The sequence below is a fragment of the Euzebya tangerina genome (assembly GCF_003074135.1).
GTDB lineage: Bacteria > Actinomycetota > Nitriliruptoria > Euzebyales > Euzebyaceae > Euzebya > Euzebya tangerina.
The window spans coordinates 2,397,127-2,420,190 of record NZ_PPDK01000001.1 but is presented as its reverse complement, the minus strand read 5'-3'; the positions used below and the strand labels follow the sequence as shown (position 1 = coordinate 2,420,190).

Sequence of the window (23,064 nt, the reverse complement as noted above, 5' to 3'; positions counted from 1 at the left end):
TGAATCCATCCACTGACATGGCGCATTGACATCGCGGAGCCCTGCCCTAATCTATCCATCGGATAGATACCCCAGGAGGAGACGAATGCATCACCTCGAAGCCGACTACGTGATCGTGGGCAGCGGTGCCGTCGGCATGGCCTTCGCGGATGTGATCCTGGCCGAGTCCGACGCCTCGATGGTCATCATCGACCGGTACGCCAAGCCGGGCGGGCACTGGAACCTGGCCTACCCGTTCGTGACCCTGCATCAGCCCGCGTCGTTCTACGGCGTCAGCTCGAAGGAACTCAGTGGTGGGAGGCTGGAGCAGGGCGGGCTGAACGACGGACTGGGCGAACTCTCCAGTGGTGCAGCGGTGAGCGCGTACTTCGATGATGTCATGCGCCACACCTTCCTCCCCTCCGGTCGCGTGCAGTACTTTCCGATGTGCGACTACCGAGGCGATGGCCACGTCGTCAACCTGATCAGCGGCGAGCAGTACCAGGTCACGGCAATCCGCAAGCTGGTTGATGCCACGTTCCTGAAGACCACCGTCCCCAAGACCCACACGCCCAACTTCGAGGTGGCCGACGGGGTGCGCTTCATGCCGCTGAACGACCTGCCGAGCATCCGTGAGGCTCCCGACGGCTACGTCGTCATCGGCGGCGGCAAGACGGGGATCGATGCCTGTCTGTGGTTGCTCGAACAGGGTGTTGACCCTGCCAGGATCACCTGGGTCGTCTCACGCGAGGCCTGGCTGCTCGACCGGCGCAACACCCAGATGACGCCCGAGTTCTTCTTCACCACGATGGAGACCCAGGCCCGGATGTACGAGAGCATCGCCCGGGCCGACTCGCCCGAGGACATGTTCGACCGGCTGGAGGCGTGCGGCTACTTCTTGCGGATTGACCAGTCGGTCCAGCCGGAGATGTTCCACGGCGCGACGGTCTCCCACCGCGAGATCGAGGAGCTGCGACGGATCACCGACGTCGTACGCCTGGGCCACGTCACCGCCATCACCCCCGATGAGGTCGCCCTCACGCGTGGCGCGATCCCGACGACCCGGAACACGGTGCACGTCGACTGCTCCGCCTCAGCCATCGTCGATCCGGGGGCCAAGCCGATCTTCCAGGGCAACCTCATCACGCCCCAACTCGTCCGTCCCTATCAGCCGGTGTTCAGTTCCGCACTCGTGGCACATGTCGAACTCGCCTACGCCGACGAGGAGACGAAGAACCGCCTGTGCGGACTGGTCCCACTCCCCGACACAACTGACGACTTCATCCGCTTCACCGCCGCCGCCCTGGTCAATCAGTACCACTGGGGCCAGGACAAGCCGCTCCGGTCCTGGATCGCGGGCAACCGGCTGGACGGCGCAGGAACCCTGATGAAGTCCGTCGGGGAGGATGACGAGGACAAGCGGGCCATCATCCACCGGATCCGGGAGGCCGCACCCCTGGCCGCGGCCAAGCTGCTGCAGTTCCAGGCCGCCATGGAGGCGCCCACCACCGAGGAGGTCCACACATGAGCACGATCAGGTCATTCCGCGTCGATCGTGACGACTACTCGAACACGCAGGTCGCCACGATCCCACGTGACGAGCTCGCGCCCGGCGAGGTCCGCGTCCGCGTGGATGCGTTCGCCTTCACCGCGAACAACATCACCTACGCAGTGGCCGGGGACATGCTCGGGTACTGGCAGTTCTTCCCGACTGACGCGGACGAGACCGGCAACTGGGGCATCATCCCGGTGTGGGGCTTCGCCGACGTGGTCGAGTCGCGGTGCGACGAGGTGCCGGTGGGCGACCGCCTCTACGGATACTTCCCGCCCGCCGAGGAGGTCCTCATGCTGCCGACGCGGGTCTCGAGCACCTCGCTGACCGACGGCGTTGCGCACCGACAGTCCCTCCCGCCGCTGTACAACCGCTACCGCAGGGTCACCGGCGAGTCTGGCTCCAATCGGCGATTCGACGACGCAACCATGCTGCTCGGCCCGCTGCACATGACGTCGTTCGTCCTTGGACATCGGCTGGAGACCCGTGACTTCCACGGAGCCGAGCAGGTGGTCATCGTCAGCGCCTCCTCCAAGACCAGTCTCGGTCTCGCGTTCGCGTTGCGTCAGATGGCCGACGCACCGGAGATCATCGGCCTCACCTCCGAGCGGAATGCCGACTTCGTGACCTCGACGGGGCTGTACGACCTCGTGGTTACCTACGACGCGGTCGATAAGGTGCCGCAGCGGTCGACGGTTGTCGTGGACATGGCCGGCAACGCCCAGATTGCCGACCAACTCCGCGCCGACCTGGGTGAGGCCCTCGCCTACACCCTGCTGGTCGGCATCACGCACTGGGAGGAGACCAGCGGCGTCACCACACGGCCGGATCCGGCCGAGCAGGAGAACTTCTTCGCACCCAGCTACATCCGGGACCTGGTCGCACAGGTCGGGCCGGAGGAGTTCGATCGGCGGTCGACGGCGTTCCTGCGCGACGCGGCGACGGCGACCTTCGGCTGGATGACCGTGGACCGGCGCCATGGTCTCGAGGCGTTGGAGGCGGTGTATCCGGACGTACGTGATGGCACGCTGCCGCCCTCCTCGGGTGTCGTCGTGCAGCTGTGAGCGCCGCGGCATCACAGCGGCCGTATCACCACGGCAGCCTGCGCGAGGCCTTGATCGAGGCGACGGTGCAGGCGATCGGGGCCGGGGGTGTCGCCTCGATCACCTTGCGCAGCGTGGCGAAGTCCGTCGGGGTCACCCACGGCGCCGCCCGGCATCACTTCGGCAGCAAGGCCGGGCTGCTCACCGCGGTGGCGGCTGAGGGCTTCCGGTTGCTGTCCGACCGGCTGGATCGGGTGGTCGCCGAGGACGGCTTCGGGGAGACCGGTGTGGAGTACGTGCGGTTCGCGACCACCAACCCGGGCCACTTCGAGGCCATGTTCCGGCCCGACGTGCTGGACGAGAGCGACGAGGCGCTGCGCCACGCCAGGTCCGCGGCCGCCAAGGTCCTGTTCGAGTCGGCGGCCAGGCAGGCCGGGACGTCGGTGGAGGAGGCCAAGGAGGTCGCGGTGGCTGCGTGGTCGATCGCGCACGGACTGGCGACCCTGTGGCGGACCGGCAACCTCGGACCGGACCTGGGCGATCCGATCACCCTGGCAAAGGGCTGGTCCAACACGCTCTTCCTGGCTCCGCTGGACACCTGACCGCCGCGGCCGAGCTCGACGAGGAGGAGCAGGAGGTCGTCCAGCAAGCCGGGAAGGTCCTGTTGGACGCGCAGATGGAGGAGGTGGGCGAGGCCATCGCAGCCAGATGTCGAAGCTGGACTTCTAGGCGTATCGAGCCGGACGGTTCTCGAGCATCGCGGCGACCGCCTCGGCGAAGTCAGGCGAGGCGATCAGTTCCCGCTGCGCGGTCAGCGACGCGGCGATAGCCGTACCGGGTTGCAGGTATGCCTGGCGGAGCAGGGCCTTGGCGTGCCGCAGGGCACGCGGTGCCGTCTGTGCCAGTTGGGTGGCGGTCGCCATGGCCGCCTCGTCCAGCCCCTCATCAGGCACCACACGATTGACCAGCCCGATGCGGAGTGCCTCGTCGGCCTCCACCACCTGCGTGAGGTAGATCATCTCGGCGGCCTTCGCCGGCCCGACCAGCCGCGGCAGCCACTCCACCGCGCCCATGTCGGGGACCAGGCTGTACTTGGCCTCCATGGCCGCCAGTCTGGCCGTGGTGGAGGCGATTCGGATGTCGGCTCCCAGCGCCAGCTGCAGCCCGGCCCCATAGGCGTGGCCACGCACCGCCGCGATGGTCGGGAACGGCGCGTCCGCGAGCCAGGCGGTGGAGGCCTGTGCCCACGAGCCGGTCTGCTCGTCCTCCGTCGCGGAGCGGTCTGCCCCGGCGTCCCGAAGACGAGTGGCCATGTCCTGCAGGTCCAGTCCCGCCGAGAACGACCGGCCGGCGCCGCGGACGACGGCGACGCGCACATCGTCGTCGGCTGCCAACTCGGCCCCGATCTCGGCCAGGGCTTGCCACATCGTGACGGTTTGCGCGTTGAGCTTCTCGGCGCGGTCCAGGGTGACGATGGCGATGTGCCCGTCGCGCTCGAGGCGAACGGGGGCGGACGATGACTCCGGCATGGGCTGGCTCACTCGTGGGCTCGACGGGACGGCCCAAGCAGCGTAGCGATCACGGGGCCTCGTACAGCTGCGCCAGCCGGGCGGCTGTCTGCTGCATGCGGACCCGCAGCTCGGCCGGGCCCAGCACCTCGAGGTCGGCTCCGAAGCGGAGGAGTTGGCTGGTGGCACGATCGCCGTCGTCGAAGTGGAGCACCAACTCGGCCCAGCCGCGTCCATCCCGCCGGGTGACTGGGGGGAGCGGCAGCTCGGGCCGTGCCTCGGCCAGGGTGGCGAGCAGCGGCTCCGCCGTCGGGGCGACCCGCACCTGCGTGCGGTACGTAGGACGCATGCGCTCAAGGAAGCTCTCGCGCTGCTGGGTCCAGGCGGTTGCGAGGTCGAAGTCCTCTGGCCGGGCGAACCGGCGACTGAGCACGTCGGCCTGGCTGATCCGCGACAGTCGCAGGAGGCGGTTGCGGCCGGACCGCACCGGTTGGGCGAGGAGGTACCAGGTGTTGCCCTTGAAGATCAGGCCCAGGGGACGCACCTCCATCACGTCTTCCCGGTAGGTGAGCCGCAGCTCGCGGGATGCCCAGACGGCGCGGGCCACCTCCGCCAGGGCCGGCGTCTGCTCGGGCGGCTCGAACCAGTGCGTGGGCTCGACCAGCAGCCGGTCCCTGACGACGCGAGCGGCGTGCTCCGCCGAGGTCTCCATGGCCGGCAGGAGCGCCCGATCGGCGACACCGGCGTCGAAGCCGAGCTGGTCGGCGATGGCTGGGACAACGGCGAACAGGACACTGCGGGCTTCCGTCAAGTCCAGCCGGGGAAGGCCGGCGATCCGGTAGGCGGGGTCAATCCTGATCCCGCCGGCCCGTCCCACCTCGGTGAAGACCGGGACACCGGCCGCGCGAAGCGCCTCCACGTCGCGATAGACCGTTCGGACGGAGACGGCGAACTCCTCAGCCAGCTCCGTCGCCGAGGCTCCACCGCTCAGTTGCAGGCGGACGAGGAGGTCGATCAGGCGGCTGGCTCGCACGATGGCTCACGGTATCTCCAAACACTGACATCGGTTGTCAAGGTTCGGGATCCACGGTGGTCGTGCCGTTCCGAAACCACCGAAGGAGTTCGCCATGACCAGCACGTTCATCAACCCCTCCGACCTGCACGACCCGACCCCCTTCGGCTACAGCCACACCGCGGCGGTCGCAGCAGACGCGCGACTGGTGTTCGTCGCCGGCCAGTACGGGTCCGGCCCCGACGGAGCCGCCACGTCGCCTGAGTTCGGTGAGCAGGTCGAGCAGGCATTCGCCAACCTCGGCGTGGCACTGGCCGCTCACGGACTGGAATTCCGCGACGTCGTGCAACTCCGCACCTACGTGGTCGGGCTTGACTTCGAGCGCCTCGGAGCGGTGTCGGCCGTGGTGGGAGGGCACTGGCCGGCCGACCTGCCGACGCAGACGGTCATCGGGGTTGCGGGGCTCGCCCTCCCCGACATCCTGTTCGAGGTCGAGGCGGTCGCCGCGCGCACCGAGGAATAGGTTGGGGCCGACCGCATCCGTCGTCGAAAGGCCTCACGTTGATCGAGATCCTCAGCCCTGCCCGCATCGGCCAGGCACGGGAGACGGGCGCGGTCGTCGCCGAGATCCTGCGCACCATGCGGGACCGTGCGTCGGTGGGCACCAACCTGCTCGAGATCGACGAGTGGACTCGCGAGATGATCGCCGAGGCCGGCGCAACATCGTGCTACGTCGACTACGAGCCTGCGTTCGGGCGAGGTCCGTTCGGTCACTACATCTGCACCGCGGTCAACGATGCGGTGCTCCACGGCCTGCCGCACGACTACGACCTGCAGGACGGTGACCTGCTCACCCTGGACCTGGCCGTGATGATCGGGGGTGTGGCCGCGGACTCCGCCATCAGCTTCGTCGTAGGCGAGTCCCGGCCGGCTGGCGCAGAGGCGTTGATCGACGTGACCCAGCGGGCCCTGGCTGCCGGTATCGACGCCGCGGTGCCCGGCAACCGGATCGGTGACATCTCGCACACGATCGGGCAGGTGCTGGGCGAGGCGGGCTACTCGATCAACACCGACTTCGGCGGGCACGGCATCGGCTCGACCATGCACCAGGACCCCCACGTCCCCAACGACGGACGCGGGGGCCGCGGGCCGAAGCTGCGGCCCGGGCTGCTGGTCGCGCTGGAGCCGTGGGTGATGGCCGACACCGCCGAACTGGTCACCGACGCCGACGGCTGGACGCTGAAGAGCGCCACGGGCTGCCTGACCGCCCACAGCGAGCACACCGTGGCCATCACCAAGGACGGCCCGGAGATCATGACGCTGATCCGGTCCGACCGGCCCAGTGAGTCAGCCGTCCTCTGACGTCAGTCGGCGCCCGACTCCATCGCGGCGTCGTCCAGCGCCCGCTCCTCCGCCCCGGTTGCGGCCGGGTTCCGCATGATCCGGTCGGACTGGCCGGCCGGCAGCTCACCGAAGAGCGTCCCATGCTCGACCAGGACCTGGCCCTCCTCGATCGGCTGGTCGGCGTAGACCTCGAGCTTCTGGCGCGTGTCGGCGATGTCGAGGTTCCGCATGGTCAGCTGGCCGATCCGGTCAGTCGGGCCGAACACGGCGTTCTCCACCCGCTCCATCGACAGCTTGTCCGGGTGGTAGGAGAAGTGGTCGCCGCGGGTGTCGAGGATGGTGTAGTCGTCGCCGCGTCGGAGCCGCACCGTCACCTCACCCGTCACCAGCGATGCGACCCAGCGCTGGAGGGACTCGCGCATCATCAAGGCCTGTGGGTCGAGCCATCGTCCCTGGTACATCAGCCGCCCGAGCATGCGGCCCTGCGTGTGGTACTGGGACAGCGTGTCCTCGTTGTGGACGGCGCTCAGCAGTCGTTCGTAGGCGACGAACAGCAGGGCCATGCCGGGGGCCTCGTAGATGCCGCGGGACTTCGCCTCGATGATCCGGTTCTCGATCTGGTCGGACATGCCGAGGCCGTGCCGGCCGCCGATCGCGTTGGCCTCCATCACCAGTGCGACAGAGTCATCGAAGGTCTGCCCGTTCAACGCCACGGGCCGGCCGGCCTCGAAGGCGATGGTCACGTCTTCGGTGGCGATCTCGACGTCCGGGTCCCAGAACCGGACCCCCATGATCGGCTGGACGGACTCGAGCGAGACGTCGAGGTGCTCGAGGCTCTTCGCCTCGTGGGTGGCCCCCCAGATGTTGGCGTCGGTGGAGTACGCCTTCTCCTCCGCGTCGCGGTACGGCAGGTCGCGGGCGTCCAGCCAGCGGCTCATCTCGGCTCGGCCGCCCAACTCCTGGACGAACTCGGCGTCGAGCCACGGCTTGTAGATCCGCAGGCCGGGGTTGGCCAGCAGGCCATAGCGGTAGAAGCGTTCGATGTCGTTGCCCTTGAACGTCGACCCGTCGCCCCAGATGTGGACGTCGTCGGCCTGCATCGCCCGGACGAGCAGCGTGCCGGTGACCGCCCGGCCGAGCGGTGTGGTGTTGAAGTAGGTGCGCCCGCCCGAGCGGATGTGGAAGGCGCCGCAGGCCAGGGCTGCCAGCCCCTCGGCCACCAGCTCCTGGCGAATGTCGAGGACACGCGCGATTTCGGCGCCGTAGCGGGTGGCACGGTCGGGCACGCCGGAGACGTCGGGGTCGTCGTACTGGCCCAGGTCGGCGGTGTAGGTGCAGGGGATCGCCCCGCGCTCCCGCATCCACGCCACGGCGACGGAGGTGTCGAGCCCGCCGGAGAAGGCGATGCCGACGCGCTCGCCGACCGGGAGACTGGTGAGAACCTTGCTCATCGCGTGCAGACCTTGAGGTAGAGGGCACCGCCCGGCTGGTCAGGCGGTGAGGGCGACCGCGAATCTACGCAGCCATACGGGTTGCCGCTCGCCGACGTCGTGGCCACGGACGTTCAGGATCGTGATCGCGGGTCGTGCACGCGATGGCCGGGATCACTGTGGTCGGGACGGCCGGATTTGAACCGGCGACCCCCTGCTCCCAAAGCAGGTGCGCTACCAAGCTGCGCCACGTCCCGATGGTCTTCTCGCGACCAACGAGCCTACGGTAGCCGTTCTGGAGCCAGACAGGGCTGGACTGAGCTACGCCGACTGGGCCAGGTCCTCGACGGTCTTCATGCCGGCCAGGGAGGCGATGCCCTGCAGGTCGGTCAACTCGACCGAGCCGTATCGCGACTGTACGAGTCCCTCACGACGGAGCTGGCCGAGCACGCGGCTGACCGACTGCCGGCGAGCTCCCAGAAGGTGGGCGATGGTCTGGTGCGGCATCCGAACCCGCCAGACACCCTCCTCCTCCTTGCGGAATTCCCAGAGGATCGTGGCGATCTGTGCGGCGAGGTCCTTGGTCAAGAGCGTGACCGTGCGTGCCTGCTGACGCTCGATGCGTTGCGCCATGGACGTTGCCCAGCGGATGGACAGCGTCGGTGACTCGCGGAGCATGTTGACGAAGTCCGTGCGGTCCGCGGTCAACAAGGTTGTGTCGACGTCGGCATACGCGTCGGACGACGTCAGCTCCTGGGTCAGGATCGGCACATCGCCGACCACACAGCCTGGCCCGACGATTCCGATGGTCTGACGCCCCGTCCCCGCAGCCCGGATCGCGAGGTGGACCCGGCCGTCTCGGACGATGTGAACGGCGTCGGCCTCGGATCCCGTACTGGCCAAGACCGTGCCCGCTTCCACCCGGCGGGGCTCGAAGGTCGCTTCGAGCGCCATGATGTCGGACGCCGTCAGCGGAGACTGATCTGTCCGTGCGACGTTCTTCGCGATCCACATCGCGTGTCTACGGCTGAGGTCATCGGTCTGCATGTGCTCTTTGCCTCCAACGGCTACGGAACCAAATGTGGCTTCCAGCTTGAGGCAGCATTCCCCGTCTACGGGGGACTAATCACTGCTAAGACCGATTTTAGATCGATCGATCAGCCGGCGCCGCGACAACAGCTCGGTGAGTCTGGTTTGCCCCCGCGCTACACTCACCGCACTCTGCGGGTGTAGTTCAATGGTAGAACCCTAGCCTTCCAAGCTAGCTACGGGAGTTCGATTCTCCTCACCCGCTCCACTGAAACCGCAGGTCAGTGCCATCGCCGCCACCGATCAGCATGATCGCCCGCTGTTGCCGCAGGTCTCACGACCACCAGCACCACCAGAGGGGCAGACTTTGACCCATGGACCTTGCCACGGTGGCATCGACCGGGCGACGCAGGCGACGTTGCAGCGCCTGGCCGAGCGCCGCAGCAGCACAGTGTCGGAGACACTGACCAAGCCGTCAGACTGCTTCGCCAAGACCACATGGGTCGCGAGTTGGCCGCTGAGCTCAGCGAGGACGAACGACGCTGGCTCGATGCCTGACCGTCTTCGGCTGATCCCGCGCACGTCCCCTACGCTCGGCCGGGAGGGACTCTTCGACGTAGCACCGCGGTATGTGTGCATCTTGGCCCGGACGTTCAAGACCCTCGAGGCGCCGTCGTGCCACAACTGACCGCGCACGCGCTGACCCTGGCGACGATGGCCCGCCAACACCTCCTGGAGCGCTCTGACTTCAGCGTGGAGCGGGTTGTGGCCGACGTCGTCGCCGTCCAGGCCCAGCACCCCCCTGCCGTGCACCTGGCCATCTGGAACCGGCTTGAGACGGTGACGACCAGCCAGGTCGCTGAGGCCTTCCGCCAGGGCCGCCTCGTCCGCGCGAACCTCCTGCGGGTCACCATCCACGCCGCCCGCGTCGAGGATCACCCCTGGCTGCTCGCCGCGATGACCCCAACGCTCCGCAGCGCCCGCCTGGACGACCGTCGCTATCGGGAGGCGGGGCTCTCCCCTTCCGACGCCGACGAGGCGGTCGAGGACGTGATCAGGCTTCTCCGCACTCCCCGTTCCCCCAGGGAGGTCCGCGAGCACTTGGCAGCTCGCAGCCCGGACCCTGATCGGCTGTGGTGGGCGCTGCGGCACATCGCGCCGATCACTCGCGCGCCGACCGACGGTCCCTGGGGATTCCACGGGACCGACCGGTACGTCGCGACCGACACCGCGCCCCCCGACCCGAGCGACATGGACGCCGCTAACGAGGCTCTGGCCCGACTGGTGGACCGGTACCTGCGGGCGTTCGGTCCCGCCAGCATCGCCGACATCGCGCAGTTCGCCTTGGTGCCCCGGAGTCGGGTTCGGCAGGCCCTCGCTGCCCGGCAGTCGGACCTCCGCAACCTCACCGGGCCCGAGGGTCAAACCCTGCTCGATGTTGCCGATGGCGTGCTGCCCGACGAGGGGGCCGAGCCACCCCCACGACTGTTGGGCATGTGGGACAACCTGCTGTTCGCCTATCACGACCGGACCCGCGTCATCGACGACGCCGTTCGCTCTCTGGTCATCCGCCGGAATGGCGACTGCCTTCCGACGGTGCTGGTCGGTGGTCGTGTCGTGGGAGTCTGGCGCATCGTGGACGGCCTGGTCGAGATCACGTGCTTCGCCGAACAAGACGAACGGACCTGGCGTGCGCTGGAGCAGGAGGCGGCCGCTCTTCTGACCTTCCTCGGCGACAATGACCCGCCCTTCGCGAGGTACCACCGCTGGTGGACCCGGCTGCCCCAAGTGCCCAACCAGCGTCGCCTCGGGCGATGACGTCCCCTCCACCCCGACCGGGTCCCGCCGTCCCTCGCTGCGGTGCAGTAGTGACCGGTTGTAGGGCCGGAGGTCAGCAGCGCCTGCGGTCTACCCATCAAGTCGAGGCAGCGGACCAAAGCCAGGGGTCCTGGCGTTCTCGACCACGCCGGCCAACTCCTCTGCATCCCCGGCCGCCAGCACCGTGTGCTGGTGCACCATAGGTGTGTCCATCGCCGGTGAGACGAGGACCACGACCGAGGCGCCGTCGTCCCCCTCCAGCTGCGTGGCCAACGTCAGACGCTGCGGATCCGACCCCGATGGGGTGAACAGTGCCGTGGCCGGACCCTCGACCGACGTCAGGGCCTCGCCGGCCAGGACCGCGCCGCGCCGCACGACGATCCCCGCGACCCGCTGCGGCGGGATGGGGAGATCAACCGTGGCCCCGGGGGCGACCTCGGCGGCCCAGACGTGGATCCCACCGGGCGCGGCGACCGCACCGTCCGCGCCGACGAGTGTGGCGATGGTGCTCCGGCCCTGCCCGGCGGAGGGGATCTCCTCGGCCATCCGCACCGTGGGAACCACCGGCTGACCAGGCTGGAGCCACCTCACTGTCAACGTCTGGTGGTCGCCCCCGTCGCGTCGCATGGCTCGTGAGGGGCCGATCTCGCTCACGACGCCGGCACCTCCGGAGAGCAATCGGACCTGGCCTGTCGTGAGGACGCCGCGGTTGCCCAGACTGTCGCGGAACTCCAGCTCGCCGGCCGTGACGACGGTCAACTCCGCCACACTGCGAAACGACACCGCAGACGGGTCGGTTCGATCACCCGGCCGCAGCAGCCCCGGGCCGTCCAAGCCGACGTGGATCACCTGCCCGATCCGACTGAGCCCCTCGGCAGGCAGCGCCTCGACGGAGAGTCGCTGGTGTGATCGGCCCCAGGTGTGCACCGACACCACCTCCACCGGTGCCCCCGTGGCTCGCGGAAGGCCCGGTCGGCGGTGTCTACCGCTGCGACGTCGAAACCTGCCGAGAACGGTCACGACGACCGGTCAGACCCCTCGTGCGCGAGGTCCAGAGCGGCCAAGACCCGCTCGACATCAGCGGGGCCGTGATAGTGCACGAAGCCCAACCGGGTGGCACCCCCCTCCTCCAGCAACCCGAGTCGGTCCATCGGCTCGACGGCGTAGTAGTGACCGGCGTAGGCGTTGACGCCGGATTCGGCCAACGAGGCGGTCACGTCCCCGGGCGACAGCCGTTCGTGGGTGATCGAGAACGTCGGTGTCCGCCACTCGGGATCATCGTGCCCGTGCAGCCGCCATCCCGGTCGCTCGGCCAACCCGTCCAGGACCAACGCCGTGAGCGACCGCTCATGGGCCGCGATCGCCGCCATGCCGACGTCGAGCAGGTACTGCGCGGCAGCGCCGCAGCCCGCGATCGCCTCGAAGCTGGCCGTCCCGGTCTGCCACCGATCGGGGCCGGTGTCCGGACTCGGGCGCACCCTGTCGGGGGTCAGGCGCGCCAGCAGGGCCGGATCGGCTGCCATCACGCCCGCGTGCGGGCCGAAGAACTTGTACGGCGAGCAGAAGATCACGTCGATGCCCCAGCCAAGCCGGTCGATGGCCAGGTGTGGCGCTCCATGCACGGCGTCCATGATCGTGAGCGCCCCGACCGCTCGGGCCGCCCGGACGATCTCGGCGTGATCGACGATCGACCCCAGGGCGTTCGAGGCCAGTGGGAAGGTGACCAGACGTGTCCGGTCGGTGATCGCTTCGGCGATCGTCGAGGAGTCGATGCTGCCGTCGGAGGTGATGTCGATCCAGCGGATGGTGGCGTCGGTCCTGGCGGCCAGCTCCCTCCATGGCGCCACGTTGGCGTCGTGGTCCAGGCGTGTGCAGACGATCTCGCCTCCGGTGGCCAGCACCTCGTCCAAGGCGTGGCTGAGGTGGAAGGCCAGCGTGGTCATGTTGGGTCCGAAGACGATCGACTCCGGCTGGGACCCCAGCAGCACCCCCAGGCGCTCGCGTGCCCGGGTCACGACCAGTTCGACGGCTTGACTCGCAGCAAACGGCGCACCGGCGTTGGCATTGGCCGCGATCGCGGTGTCACGCATGGCATCCAGTGCCGAGTCGAGGATCTGGGTCCCTCCTGGAGCGCAGGTGTGGACCACGTCCTGTTGGGCCGCCAGGGCCGGGAAGCGGGCTCGAATGGGGTCCAGGTCCAGCAGCGTCATCGGCTCAACCCTGCCACAGGGCCAGCGACGGGACGGAGCTCAAGGCGCCGTAGCGGCGAGCCGATGGAACCAGGAGTTTGTCACGTGCTGCCGCCATTCGACTGGCCCTCATCGCCGCCGCGGTCACCCTAGTGGTCACCGCGCTGCTGCCGACTGTCCACGTGGAACAGCCCGCATTCCCGCCCGGCACCGGGGCGGTGATCGTAGGAGCAGACTCCTGGAACCGGGTGCCGCAGACCCTTCTGGCCACGGCCGTGGAACGGCTTGAGGCCCCACTCGATCTCGGGCCCCTGGGCGCGCTGCTCCGAACGGCCTCCGCGTTCCGCATCCCCCTGCTGTTCGGTGGCTGTCTTGTCATCGCCCTGCTGGTCACGTTCCGGTTGGCTCCGGTCGATCGGGAACTGCTGGATCGACTCGATGACGACCTCCGGTACTTCTCGTGAGCGCCGTCCTCACCGCTCTGGCCTCGTCGCGCTTCACCTGGCTGCAGCTCACCCGCGTCGCGCTCGCAAGCGCCGCGATCGTCGCCTCGGTCATCGGGCCGGTTGCGGGTGAGTACCTGCGGGTCCCTGCAGCGCTCTACCTGATCCTCACGACCGCCTTGGAGTGGCACCGTCGGCGCTCCCGCCAATCCGCCGTGGGGGCTGGGATGTGGTTGCTGGCGGCTGACGTGGTGCTGGTCCGTGCGGTCACGGCCAGCGGTCAGGACCCCCTCGGGCCCTTCGGCTTCCTCTCGTTCGTGCACGTGCTCTCGGTCATGATGCTGCTCCCCCACCGCATCGGTCTCAGCGTGGCCTTCCTCCACGGCGTCCTGGCCTTCGTCTTCACCTCGCTGCGGGTTGCTGGCGTGTTCGGGGCACCCATCAGCACCTCGGAGCTCGGTGATCTTTCAGTCGCGATCGCCGGGCTGCTCCTCGTCGCCCTGGCGACGTCGCTGTTCAGCCGGCAGGCACAGAACCAGCGAGACCGAAGCCGACGACAGGTGGACGGCCTGGCGCAGCTGGCCGAGGTCCTGCAGGACGAGGACGACATCGACGTGATCACCTCGGGCTTGCAGGACCGGGTTGCTGCCCTGGGGTACCGCCGGGTCGCGGTGGTCCTCGATCCTGACGTCGCGCCAACCGTTCGGCGTGTCGCCGCGCTGGTGGCTGATGTCCATGCCACACACCCGGAGTTGAGCGGCGCGCTGGAGGCTGACGACAGCAACGTCGTCATCGTGGGGCTCGAGTCCGGTGGCGATCGTCTCGGGGTTGCGGTCTTCGTGAGGGGCGGGACGGCAACCCAGTCGATCCCAGGTGAGACGGTCCGGTTGACCGAGCGCTACGCGGCAACGGTCGGGGCGGCCATCCATCGGGCGCGCCTGCAGGCGGAGATCACGCGGCTGGCAACGGTCGACGGCCTGACCGGACTGGCCAACCGCCGGGTGTTCGACGGGGCGATGGCGGACCGCGTGGCTGCGGCCCGGCGGTACGGCTCCACGTTCAGCCTGCTCGTGCTCGACATCGACAAGTTCAAGGCGGTCAACGACACCCACGGCCACGCCGTAGGGGACCAGGTGCTGTCCCACGTGGGCCGGGTCTTGCAGGCCAACGTCCGCGATACCGACCTTCCCGCGCGCTTCGGCGGTGAGGAGTTCGTGGTCCTGCTCCCCGAGACCGGCGCTCGGCAGGCGCGGGAGGTGGCCGAGAAGCTTCGTCGGCAGCTCGGCGACGGCAGCGGACCGATCCCCTTCACGGTCAGCATCGGTGTTGCCACGCACTCGGAGGATCTCGCCACCGGTGAGCAGCTCTTCCAGGCGGCGGACGCCGCGCTGTACCGGGCCAAGCAGGGCGGCCGAGACCGCGTCGAGGCGGCAGCCGTCGATGTCGAGGAACAGGACCCACGGCGGACACCGGTCGGGTCGGTCTGAGCCGGGCGCCCCAGGAAGGATTCGAACCCTCGACCCACGGGATAGAAGCCCGCTGCTCTGATCCACTGAGCTACTGAGGCAGGGCTCCTACTGTGCCACGTGGACGCCCGGCCACCCGGTGTCAAGTTGCGGCGGCGGCTGTACCATTTCTCACCCGCCACCCTTGGGTGGACACCATGGTGGTCGTAGCTCAGTTGGTTTAGAGCGCCGCGTTGTGGTCGCGGAGGCCGCGGGTTCGAATCCCGTCGATCACCCTAATGGCGCGCCGGTGATGTTGACCGGCACGTCGCTACAATCACACACCTCCGGGTCTCTAGCTCAGTTGGTAGAGCAGCTGACTCTTAATCAGCCGGTCGTCGGTTCGAGCCCGACGGGACCCACCCTTCCTGCCGCAGCAGTCGTTCGCGGAGGCGTCTGTATCGAGTGCGCAGCCGATGGCAGTTCGCGCAGACGATGTCGCACTTGACCAGTTCGCGCTCGACGAACGGCACGCCTTGGTTGCGCATGACGTCGGCACCACCGAGCTTGACACCGCGAACATGGTCCACATCCATCGCCTGTGGTGGGTAGCGGACGCCACAGTCCATGCAGGGGCGGTTCTTTGCGTCCTTGATGATGGCCACCACCCGTTGCCGCATGCGATCACGGTGAGCCTTCCGCATGGACCGATGTCGATCGGCATTCCTCCCGTAGTAGTCGCGGTTGTAGGCCTTTTTGCACTCCTTGCAGATCGTCTGGCGTCCGTCCTTCCGACCGGCGTGACGGTGGAACGCCGTAAGAGGCAATTCCTCCTGGCAGACCGTGCAGCGCTTCATGGCCGCGCCCGTCGCGTGGTCCGGATCCGATGGCACACGGCGCAGACGACATCGCACTTGGAGATCTCTCGCCGGAACCGATCCGGGCTCATGTGCCACAGACCATCACTCACGTTGAAGTGCTTGGTCCCTCGCACATGGTCGAAGTCCATCTGCTCAGGCTCGAAACGATCGCCACAGTCGGCGCACGGCGCGCGCTTGCCACGTATGGCTTCTGCCATGTTCGCCGCATACCGCCGTCGCCGGGCGGCTCGGTTCCGCCCCTTGTGCGCCTCCGCGTTTCGCTCATACCAGGCCGCTTGGTACGCCGACAGACAGTCGGGACAACGCGCCTTCCGTCGCCCCGCTGCCCTGTCCTTCCAGCCGAACACATCGACCGGCAGCGCCTGCCCACATCCCGTGCAGGTCTTCATCCCGTCCATGCCCCCATTGCACCATCCACCTGTGACATCTCCGGGCGTCGGCTAGCAACGATCTGAGCCCCTACCCTCAAGCCCATGTGCGGACGCTACGTGGCCACGGAAGACGCCGACGGCCTGTTGAAGATGTTCGTGGTCGACGAGCGCGACCCGCGGGCCAAGGACAGCCGGAGTCACTGGGACGGCGCGCCCAACTACAACGTCGCTCCGACCGACTCCGTTCCCGCCATCGTCCTCCACGAGGGACACCGTGTCCTCACCAGCTTCCGCTGGGGCTTGGTCCCGTTCTGGGCCAAGGACGCCAAGATCGGCGCGCGGATGATCAACGCCAGGTCCGAGACCATCGAGGAGAAGTCCGCCTTCGCCCAGTCCTTCGAGCGCCGGCGCTGCCTGCTGCCCGCCGACGGGTTCTACGAGTGGCAGAAGGCCAGCGGCAAGAAACTGCCCTGGTTCGTCCGGCGGACCGACGGCCGTCCGATGGTCTTCGCCGGCATCTGGGCCTCATGGCGACCCAAGGATGAGCCAGACACCGACCGCCTGCTGACCTGCGCGATCCTGACGACCGACGCCAACCAGGTCCTCGCCCCCATCCACGATCGGATGCCCGTGGTGATCGAGGAGGCGGACTTCGACCTGTGGTTGGACCCGCAGGCAGACGAGGCCGACCTCAAGCGGCTGCTGCGCCCCTCCCCCGACGCGGCCGTGGAGCGGTTTCGCGTCTCCACGCGGGCCAACTCGGTGGCCAACAACGACCCGTCACTCCTCGAGCCGGTCGACGAGGCGAACGACGAGGACATCGTCGGTCCCGGGCACCCCGCCATCACACCGTCGACGCACGACATCGACGCCGCGGAGCAGCCCTCGCTCTTCTCGGACTAGTCCGGCCCAGGGACGGTGGCCGTGTCCGGGCCCTGCACGTCGGCCCCACCCTCGGCCGGCGCTGGCTCGACCTGCGGTGCCGGGACATCAGAAGCCGACTCCTCCGTCGGTGTGCCCGGTGTGGACGGCTCCGGTGGTGTGGACGGAGACGCGGACGGAGTGGTCGGAGCCGGCGGCTCGGGTGCGGGCGGTGTGGTCGGCTCGCGGGCCGGAGGAGTGACGGGCGAGGGTTCGGGAGCGACCGGGGCCGGCGTCACGGGCTCGGGGGCAGATGACTCGGTCGGCTCGGTTGCCTGGCTCGGCTCGGGGACGGGCTCTTCGGTCTGGATCCCGTCTGCCGGCGTCGTCTCCGGCGTGTCCCCGGCCGGTGTGTTCGTCCCGGCCGTCTCGCCGAGCGCCGGGCTGAAGGCGTTGGTGTTGCCGTAGATCTCGACCGCGGTGCCAACCGGAATGCGGTCGAACAGCCACTGGGCGTCGGCGCGTGTCACGCGGACACAGCCGTGGCTGGCCGGGTAGCTCGGGACGGAGTTCGATCCGTGGATCGCCCAGCCACCGTGGAAGTACATCGGGTCGTACAGGGTCCCGAGTGGAGCGTTCCGGACGCCGCGGATGTTCCGCTCGACCGTGAACGATCCGACCGGGGTGACCGACCGTGCAGTCCCGCCCCCGGGCTGGGTATAGGTCTCGCCGGAGCCGGAGGAGATCGGGAAGATCCGAGCCAGGTCGCCGTTCTGGACGAGGTACATGACCTGGCGATCCAGGTCCACCTCGACGCGGTTGCCCGGCCCGCCGCGGAGGGAGGGAACCCGAGGACTCTCGAGAGCCGCGATCGTGTTCGGGCCGATCACCCCGTCGGCGGTCAGGCCTTGGACCTTCTGGAAGGCTTGCACGGCGCTGGCGGTGGCGGGGCCGGCAGCCCCGTCGATGGCACCCACGTAGTATCCGAGGTCGGCCAGTTGCTGCTGGACCGCAGCCACTTGGTCGTCGGAGGTCTGGGTTGCCTCGGGGCTCGGCGTCTGTTCCGGCGTGGGTGTCGGCGTCCTGGCATCCGAGGCCACCGGCTGGGTGGTCGGCTCGGCCGGCGGCTCGGTCGTGACCAGAACGTCGGGTTCAGCGATCACCGTGGGGCCGGTGGTCGGCTCCTCAGACGGGAGCGACCCGGTGAAGACAGCGGCGGACGCAAGCCCGACGGCAGCCATGAGAATGGCAGCTGTGACGAGAAGGAGACGTTTCATGATGGTGGGGGAAGATCTCTCGGAGTGAGCGGTCGGCGGATGGGGAAGCCGCTCTCACATCAGTAGACGCACAACAGGGGCCAAGGGTTCACAATTCTCTGACCATCCACAGCCTAACCCCATCGGGCGACGACGAACACGTGCCCGTCCAGGCAACGACTACAGTGGCCGCTGCGCGCGAGTGGTGGAATCGGCAGACACGCCAGGTTTAGGTCCTGGTGCCCTCACGGGTGTGGGAGTTCAAGTCTCCCCTCGCGCACCCGATCTGACCTCGCTGTATGGCGAAAGAGGAGTGTACTCGCTCGCCGACCGTGGCAGAGCGGACTCGTTCAGCGTCAGTCGGGCTCATCCTCCAAGGTGGGCCGAACGTCGGGGTCGACAATCCATGACGGGATGTCTCGGTGGGCGTGGAGGACACGCCAGATACTCCGTTCTTGGCAAGAACTGTCAAGAGTAGAACGGGGTGCCCCTCCAGAGCTGTCGTAGCCGGCTCTCTCCTCCACCGGTCGTCACGGGACGTGATCGAGAGCGAGACCACCATCGCCACCACCTGCTCGGCTCGTGTCATCGTAGGAGCACCACCCGCGCCTGCGAAGGACTCCACGATCATGCTCAACGTCACCCTCGCCACAGTCCACGTCGATGACCAGGCCAAGGCCCTGGCCTTCTACACCGAGGTCCTCGGACTCACGAAGCGATCAGATGTGCCCCTCGGCGCGCACCGATGGCTGACGGTCTCCGGACCTGGGGCGGACGGCGCCGAGTTGCTGCTCGAGCCCGACGACCACCCCGCCGCGAAGGCCTACGCCGCCGCACTCCTCGACGACGGCATCCCCGGCCTCTCCCTCGCCTGCGACGACGTCCCCGCCGAACACCAACGACTCGTCGACGCCGGCGTCAGGTTCACGCAGGAACCGGTGCAGGCCGGCGGCATCTGGACTGCCGTGCTCGACGACACCTGCGGCAACCTCGTCCAACTCAACAGCGGTATCTGACCCAGCTCGCGCACTCAGGCGCACGCCCGGAACCTGGAGACAACTGCTCGTTCCGTTGAAGGGCTTGGACGCGATCTACTCCGCCGCACCGACCGCCGCGTTCGCGCTGCGATCCGACAGGGCGGCGGTCCCGCCGATGGCCATGACCTCGTCGATCAAGCCAGCGTTGTCGCCGATCCACTCAAGGACCGGGCCGCTCCCATTGGACGTGCCCATCAGCAGCATCCCCGCGTCCATCCGGGCCAAGGCCGGGCCGGCCGCCAGGGCGTCCGGGAAGTTGCTGGCCGTCGCGATGTAGAAGGTCGAGAGGTCGGCGTCGACCTCACCCATCACCGCGACCGCGGTCTCCAGCCGGGATGGACCCGCCAGCCGGGCGACCGACGCGCCACCGCCAGTGATCTGGTCAGACACCGCTGAGCTCACGGCGGCGGTCCCACCCACGACGCTCACCTCACTCGGCGTGAACTCTGCCAGCACGTCAGCCGTCTCGGGCGAGAGCGAGTCCGGGTCGGTCAGCAGGACCGGTGAGAGCTCGTGGGAGCCCAGCAGGCTGGCCATGAGCGCATCCGGCCACGCCGAACGGCCCTCGGGCGCCCCACCGGCGGCCACCAAGACCCGATCGGTCGACCCGCCGGCGGCGACCACCTCGCGGGCCACGGCGGCCGACAGGGCATACCGGTTCCCACCGGTGATGCGTGAGATGGAGGTCAAGGAGAGATCGGTCTCCTGCACGATCGAGGTGATCACCGAGCCCTCGAGGTTGCCCACGACGGTCGCGGAGGTGGGTCCCAACCGGTTGATCTCGGCGATCACGGCGGAGGTGGCCCGGCCTTCCGGCGGCACCAGCAGGACCGGTGCGTTCGATGCCGCCGCGAGCGGTGCCGCGACCAGGGCGTCGGTGTACTCATCGCCGCGGGCCAGCACGACGGTGTCGGCCGACTCGAAGGCCGCCGCAGACAGCGCGGCACCGGTGGAGTACCGGTCCGGACCGGCGACACGACCGACGGACGGGGTGGCCTCGACCTGGGGCTCGGTGAAGTACTCGCCCGCGTCGTAGGCCGCCTGGGTGGCGCTGTACGGGTTGATCTTCCCGCCGGACCGCCCGTAGTCGTGGTCCATCCAGATCTCGAAGTGGATGTGGTCGACGCCGCACCCCGCGTTGCCGGATGAGCCGTTGTAGCCGATGTGCTCCGCCCGCTCGACCCGGACGCCTTCGAGCGTCCCGCGAGCGTCCAACTCCTCGACCAGGCGCGGGCTGAATGCGTTCTCGACACCGCCGTGGCCGTCGCACCCGTTCGGGCGGCCCGGCGTGTCGTTGTTCATGTGGACGTAGAAGTAGCCGCGCCCGTCATCGCCGGCGATCGCCAGTGCGTAGGACCCGCAGTAGGCGCCGTCGGCGCAGTCCTCGCCGTAGGCCCGCATGATCTCGCCGCCCTCGGCAGCGTAGACCTCGAGCATCTGCTCACCGAGGATGTCCACACCCTCGTGCGAGCGGCCCCCGCCACGCGGCGCCCCCCAGGTGTCGGAGAAGTTGACGGGCAGTTGGACGGGGAAGAAGATCCCCTCCCCCTCGGGCTCCTCGGGAGCCGCAGCGACGTCGGGGGTGGCCACATCGGGTTCAGTCGCAGTGAAGCCATCGTCACCGGCCAACCAGTCGGCTCGCCCGGCATCGAAGGCGTACTGGTCACCATCCGCACCGGCGTCAGCCGAGCCAGCGAACGGGAGACCCAGGACGAGGAGCAGGACGACAGCCGCGGCGGACAGTCCGGCGCGGGCGTGTGTGGACGAGACGAGTGACAACTTCAACAGACCTCGGGAAGTGGCTATCCGGCGACTGCGCCGGCCTCTACGCGCACGCGAAGGTACGCGACGAGCATGCATTGGTGTGGGATCGTAGGGGACCCACCGCTCATTGACTCCTGCCCGGTTGGCCCCCGTGCATGCCATCGACAGGTCGCTCGGCGTGGTGTAGGTGTCCCTCTGACCAGGTAAGGCGGTGCCACATGCGAAGTTTCTCCTGCCCCAACTGCGCGCAGCTCGTCTACGTCGACAACGACCTCTGCCTGCGCTGCGGCACGGGCCTGGCATTCGACCCCGCGTCCATGACCATGGTCGGCGTCGAGGCGGGTGACGTCCGCTGTCGCCATCACACGCGAATCGGCTGCAACTGGCTCGTTCGGGACGGCTCTGCCCTGTGCCTGTCCTGCCGCCTCACCACCGTCCACCCGCCCGACGGTGATGCCGAGGGTCAGGCCGCCTGGGCCGAGGCCGAGAAGGACAAACGACGGTTGGTGGTGCAGATGAACGATCTCGGCCTGGACATCAGCGGGGTCTCGTTCGAGATGAAGTCCAGTGCCCACGAGGCGGTGACCATCGGCCATGCGGAGGGTGTGATCACGCTGGACGTCCTCGAGACCGACGATGTCCGGCGGGTTCGGATGCGGGAGCGGATGGGTGAGCCGTACCGGACGATGTTGGGCCACTTCCGACACGAGATCGGGCACTACCTGTGGATGACGATGGTCTCGGGCACCGAGCACATCACGTCCTGCCGTCGGGTGTTCGGCGACGAGCGCCAGGACTATCAAGCGGCACTGGACGAGCACTATGGCAGCCCCCATCCGGCCAACTGGTCGCAGCAGTACGTCAGCATCTACGCCACCGCGCATCCGTGGGAGGACTTCGCCGAGACCATGGCGCACTACTTCCACATCCGTGGTGCACTGCAGACGGCGGACGCCTTCGGCCTGCACGTCGACGAGGCCACACACCGTGGTCATCCAGATCGGAGCGCCGCCAACGACGCTGATCAGGGGAGCATCGACGCGCTGATCGCCCGCTGGCTCCCGTTCACCTACGCCATGAACGCCGTCAACGTCTCGATGGGCCAGGCGCCGCTCTACCCCTTCGTCCTGTCCCCCAAAGTCGTCGACAAGCTGGACTGGATCCACCGGCTGGTCACCGGACCAGACACGCCCGAGTAGGCGGACCTCGGGAGGCGGCGCTCAGTCGGCCGCCGCCTGTGCCGCCAGCTCGACGGGATCGAGTGTGCCTGTGATGACCAACATGTCCTGCTCGACCGCGGCCTCCTGGACCACCACGCCCTCGGGGACGTCCAACGGAACGAGCAGGTCGTCGCCGATCAACCGGTCGATGATCCCCAACTCCTCGGGCGGCACGAAGCGCAGGTCTCCCTGCTCGATGGCCACGTCCAACCGGACTTCGGCAACGGCCAGGTCGACGACCACTGCGCCGTCCTCGAGGCCGATGGCCTGGCCGATCCCCTCGCCGGCCGCACGCTGCACCTCCTCGGTGTCGAAGGCGGCGCGGAAGGTCCCGCTGCCCGACGTCGGGACGCGGTCGCTCACCTGGAGGTCCACGATCGTGGTGTCGAGGCGGGTGATGTGCAGGCCCGGTGGCTCCACGTCGACCAGGGGGACCTCGACGGCTGTCAGTTCCACGCCACCGATGCGGCCAGCCAGGCTGGCCAGCCCCGTTCCGAAGCCACCCAGCTCGACCTGGACGGGGACACCCAACTCCTCCTCGACGTCCTGGGCGATCGCCAGGGTGGCCTGCTCGCGGCTGTAGCTGTCGAGCAGCACGAGACCGACGGCCACGACCACGGCCACCGGCAGCGCGATCCCGATGGCTGGGAGCAACCGGACGCCACGAGGATCGGTATCAGTCACCGTTCCCAACCTCACACGCGCCGCGGGCTTCGGCAGATCGGATTTGCGACCGCAGGCTCGTTCGAGATCGACGCGAGGCTGGAGGAGATGTAGTATCTGGGAAGGTCTGGCTTGCCGCGCTAGCCGCAAGGGGCGGTGCGTGGTTGCCGGGACCTCTCGCTCAGCGGGTGCACCACACTCGCTACTGCCACGCGGAAG

The 23,064-nt window shown here is 68.5% G+C and carries 20 protein-coding genes and 6 tRNA genes; 15 read left to right on the top strand and 11 right to left on the bottom strand.

Features of this window, described 5'->3' with window-relative positions; all coding sequences use genetic code 11:
* The first annotated feature begins 85 nt into the window (after window positions 1–85).
* Genes C1746_RS11195 through C1746_RS11185 form a run of 3 tightly spaced genes read left to right on the top strand, consistent with a single transcriptional unit; the run spans window position 86 to window position 3,176 of the window.
* On the top strand, window positions 86–1,507 hold the full coding sequence (locus C1746_RS11195; RefSeq protein ID WP_116714662.1) for an NAD(P)/FAD-dependent oxidoreductase: 1,422 nt from the start codon (window positions 86–88) through the stop codon (window positions 1,505–1,507).
* Window positions 1,504–2,595 carry a DUF2855 family protein gene (locus tag C1746_RS11190; RefSeq protein ID WP_116714661.1) on the top strand — a complete coding sequence of 364 codons (1,092 nt, stop codon included), beginning with the start codon at window positions 1,504–1,506 and terminating at the stop codon, window positions 2,593–2,595. The genes C1746_RS11195 and C1746_RS11190 overlap by 4 nt, the downstream gene beginning before the upstream one ends.
* Entirely contained in the window at window positions 2,592–3,176 is a 585-nt protein-coding gene (locus C1746_RS11185) for a TetR/AcrR family transcriptional regulator (protein WP_116714660.1), read from the top strand. Before C1746_RS11190 ends, C1746_RS11185 begins: the two co-directional genes overlap by 4 nt.
* A gap of 123 nt (window positions 3,177–3,299) precedes the next feature.
* Here the strand turns inward: C1746_RS11185 and C1746_RS11180 are convergent, their stop codons facing one another.
* On the bottom strand, window positions 3,300–4,103 hold the full coding sequence (locus C1746_RS11180; RefSeq protein ID WP_116714659.1) for an enoyl-CoA hydratase/isomerase family protein: 804 nt from the start codon (window positions 4,101–4,103) through the stop codon (window positions 3,300–3,302).
* Window positions 4,104–4,152: 49 nt separating this feature from the next.
* Entirely contained in the window at window positions 4,153–5,115 is a 963-nt protein-coding gene (locus C1746_RS11175; RefSeq protein WP_116714658.1) for a helix-turn-helix transcriptional regulator, read from the bottom strand.
* A gap of 94 nt (window positions 5,116–5,209) precedes the next feature.
* Here C1746_RS11175 and C1746_RS11170 point away from each other — a divergent pair, with 94 nt between their 5' ends.
* Window positions 5,210–5,617 (top strand): RidA family protein, encoded by a 408-nt coding sequence (locus C1746_RS11170; RefSeq protein ID WP_116714657.1) that lies wholly within the window; start codon window positions 5,210–5,212, stop codon window positions 5,615–5,617.
* A 38-nt stretch (window positions 5,618–5,655) separates the two neighbouring features.
* The gene (gene map / locus C1746_RS11165) at window positions 5,656–6,456 is read left to right on the top strand and encodes a type I methionyl aminopeptidase (protein WP_116714656.1); all 801 of its coding nucleotides are present in this window, start codon (window positions 5,656–5,658) and stop codon (window positions 6,454–6,456) included.
* Window positions 6,457–6,458: 2 nt separating this feature from the next.
* Here the strand turns inward: map and argG are convergent, their stop codons facing one another.
* From argG to C1746_RS11150, 3 genes are all read right to left on the bottom strand, one after another.
* Entirely contained in the window at window positions 6,459–7,889 is a 1,431-nt protein-coding gene (gene argG / locus C1746_RS11160) for an argininosuccinate synthase (protein WP_116714655.1), read from the bottom strand.
* Between the two features lie 159 nt (window positions 7,890–8,048).
* Window positions 8,049–8,125, bottom strand: a tRNA-Pro gene (locus tag C1746_RS11155).
* 64 nt (window positions 8,126–8,189) lie between these two features.
* Complete coding sequence (locus C1746_RS11150; RefSeq protein ID WP_116714654.1) at window positions 8,190–8,915, bottom strand: Crp/Fnr family transcriptional regulator; 726 nt, start codon at window positions 8,913–8,915, stop codon at window positions 8,190–8,192.
* A gap of 176 nt (window positions 8,916–9,091) precedes the next feature.
* Here C1746_RS11150 and C1746_RS11145 point away from each other — a divergent pair.
* Window positions 9,092–9,165, top strand: a tRNA-Gly gene (locus tag C1746_RS11145).
* Window positions 9,166–9,572: 407 nt separating this feature from the next.
* Window positions 9,573–10,715, top strand: coding sequence for a winged helix DNA-binding domain-containing protein (locus C1746_RS11135; protein WP_116714653.1), 1,143 nt, complete (start codon window positions 9,573–9,575; stop codon window positions 10,713–10,715).
* A 90-nt stretch (window positions 10,716–10,805) separates the two neighbouring features.
* Here the strand turns inward: C1746_RS11135 and C1746_RS11130 are convergent, their stop codons facing one another.
* On the bottom strand, window positions 10,806–11,642 hold the full coding sequence (locus C1746_RS11130) for a pirin family protein (protein WP_162867637.1): 837 nt from the start codon (window positions 11,640–11,642) through the stop codon (window positions 10,806–10,808).
* A gap of 89 nt (window positions 11,643–11,731) precedes the next feature.
* The gene (locus tag C1746_RS11125) at window positions 11,732–12,925 is read right to left on the bottom strand and encodes a cysteine desulfurase-like protein (protein ID WP_116714651.1); all 1,194 of its coding nucleotides are present in this window, start codon (window positions 12,923–12,925) and stop codon (window positions 11,732–11,734) included.
* Between the two features lie 77 nt (window positions 12,926–13,002).
* Here C1746_RS11125 and C1746_RS11120 point away from each other — a divergent pair, with 77 nt between their 5' ends.
* Together C1746_RS11120 and C1746_RS11115 are read left to right on the top strand one after the other, a co-directional pair.
* Window positions 13,003–13,368 (top strand): hypothetical protein, encoded by a 366-nt coding sequence (locus C1746_RS11120; protein WP_162867636.1) that lies wholly within the window; start codon window positions 13,003–13,005, stop codon window positions 13,366–13,368.
* Window positions 13,365–14,834, top strand: a complete 1,470-nt coding sequence (locus C1746_RS11115) for a GGDEF domain-containing protein (protein WP_116714649.1) — start codon at window positions 13,365–13,367, stop codon at window positions 14,832–14,834. Before C1746_RS11120 ends, C1746_RS11115 begins: the two co-directional genes overlap by 4 nt.
* Before the next feature lie 6 nt (window positions 14,835–14,840).
* On the opposite strand, the gene C1746_RS11110 is transcribed toward C1746_RS11115, so the two are convergent.
* Window positions 14,841–14,914, bottom strand: a tRNA-Arg gene (locus C1746_RS11110).
* Window positions 14,915–15,013: 99 nt separating this feature from the next.
* On the opposite strand from C1746_RS11110, the gene C1746_RS11105 reads away from it, so the two are divergent.
* The 3 genes from C1746_RS11105 to C1746_RS11095 all read left to right on the top strand — a co-directional run bounded on the left by C1746_RS11105 (window position 15,014) and on the right by C1746_RS11095 (window position 16,947).
* Window positions 15,014–15,088: transfer RNA gene (locus C1746_RS11105), tRNA-His, on the top strand.
* 53 nt (window positions 15,089–15,141) lie between these two features.
* Window positions 15,142–15,214: transfer RNA gene (locus tag C1746_RS11100), tRNA-Lys, on the top strand.
* Between the two features lie 932 nt (window positions 15,215–16,146).
* Window positions 16,147–16,947 (top strand): SOS response-associated peptidase, encoded by an 801-nt coding sequence (locus C1746_RS11095; RefSeq protein WP_116714648.1) that lies wholly within the window; start codon window positions 16,147–16,149, stop codon window positions 16,945–16,947.
* Here the strand turns inward: C1746_RS11095 and C1746_RS22975 are convergent.
* Window positions 16,944–18,182 (bottom strand): L,D-transpeptidase family protein, encoded by a 1,239-nt coding sequence (locus C1746_RS22975; RefSeq protein ID WP_205711812.1) that lies wholly within the window; start codon window positions 18,180–18,182, stop codon window positions 16,944–16,946. The two genes, C1746_RS11095 and C1746_RS22975, sit on opposite strands and share 4 nt — an antisense overlap.
* A gap of 175 nt (window positions 18,183–18,357) precedes the next feature.
* Between C1746_RS22975 and C1746_RS11085 the strand changes: the two genes are divergently transcribed.
* Window positions 18,358–18,441 (top strand) — tRNA-Leu (locus tag C1746_RS11085).
* A 349-nt stretch (window positions 18,442–18,790) separates the two neighbouring features.
* Window positions 18,791–19,177, top strand: coding sequence for a VOC family protein (locus C1746_RS11080; protein WP_116715675.1), 387 nt, complete (start codon window positions 18,791–18,793; stop codon window positions 19,175–19,177).
* Between the two features lie 75 nt (window positions 19,178–19,252).
* On the opposite strand, the gene C1746_RS11075 is transcribed toward C1746_RS11080, so the two are convergent.
* Window positions 19,253–20,977 (bottom strand): cell wall-binding repeat-containing protein, encoded by a 1,725-nt coding sequence (locus tag C1746_RS11075; RefSeq protein ID WP_162867635.1) that lies wholly within the window; start codon window positions 20,975–20,977, stop codon window positions 19,253–19,255.
* Window positions 20,978–21,180: 203 nt separating this feature from the next.
* Here C1746_RS11075 and C1746_RS11070 point away from each other — a divergent pair, with 203 nt between their 5' ends.
* Entirely contained in the window at window positions 21,181–22,161 is a 981-nt protein-coding gene (locus C1746_RS11070; RefSeq protein ID WP_116714646.1) for a zinc-binding metallopeptidase family protein, read from the top strand.
* Window positions 22,162–22,182: 21 nt separating this feature from the next.
* Here the strand turns inward: C1746_RS11070 and C1746_RS11065 are convergent, their stop codons facing one another.
* Window positions 22,183–22,866 carry a hypothetical protein gene (locus tag C1746_RS11065; RefSeq protein ID WP_162867634.1) on the bottom strand — a complete coding sequence of 228 codons (684 nt, stop codon included), beginning with the start codon at window positions 22,864–22,866 and terminating at the stop codon, window positions 22,183–22,185.
* Between the last annotated feature and the right edge of the window lie 198 nt (window positions 22,867–23,064).

Coding starts and splice junctions, on each gene's coding strand:
- C1746_RS11195 (WP_116714662.1), top strand. CDS start 86: ATGCATCACCTCGAAGCCGACTACGTGATCGTGGGCAGCGGTGCCGTC.
- C1746_RS11190 (WP_116714661.1), top strand. CDS start 1,504: ATGAGCACGATCAGGTCATTCCGCGTCGATCGTGACGACTACTCGAAC.
- C1746_RS11180 (WP_116714659.1), bottom strand. CDS start 4,103: ATGCCGGAGTCATCGTCCGCCCCCGTTCGCCTCGAGCGCGACGGGCAC.
- C1746_RS11170 (WP_116714657.1), top strand. CDS start 5,210: ATGACCAGCACGTTCATCAACCCCTCCGACCTGCACGACCCGACCCCC.
- argG (WP_116714655.1), bottom strand. CDS start 7,889: ATGAGCAAGGTTCTCACCAGTCTCCCGGTCGGCGAGCGCGTCGGCATC.
- C1746_RS11150 (WP_116714654.1), bottom strand. CDS start 8,915: ATGCAGACCGATGACCTCAGCCGTAGACACGCGATGTGGATCGCGAAG.
- C1746_RS11125 (WP_116714651.1), bottom strand. CDS start 12,925: ATGACGCTGCTGGACCTGGACCCCATTCGAGCCCGCTTCCCGGCCCTG.
- C1746_RS11095 (WP_116714648.1), top strand. CDS start 16,147: ATGTGCGGACGCTACGTGGCCACGGAAGACGCCGACGGCCTGTTGAAG.
- C1746_RS22975 (WP_205711812.1), bottom strand. CDS start 18,182: ATGAAACGTCTCCTTCTCGTCACAGCTGCCATTCTCATGGCTGCCGTC.
- C1746_RS11080 (WP_116715675.1), top strand. CDS start 18,791: ATGCTCAACGTCACCCTCGCCACAGTCCACGTCGATGACCAGGCCAAG.
- C1746_RS11070 (WP_116714646.1), top strand. CDS start 21,181: ATGCGAAGTTTCTCCTGCCCCAACTGCGCGCAGCTCGTCTACGTCGAC.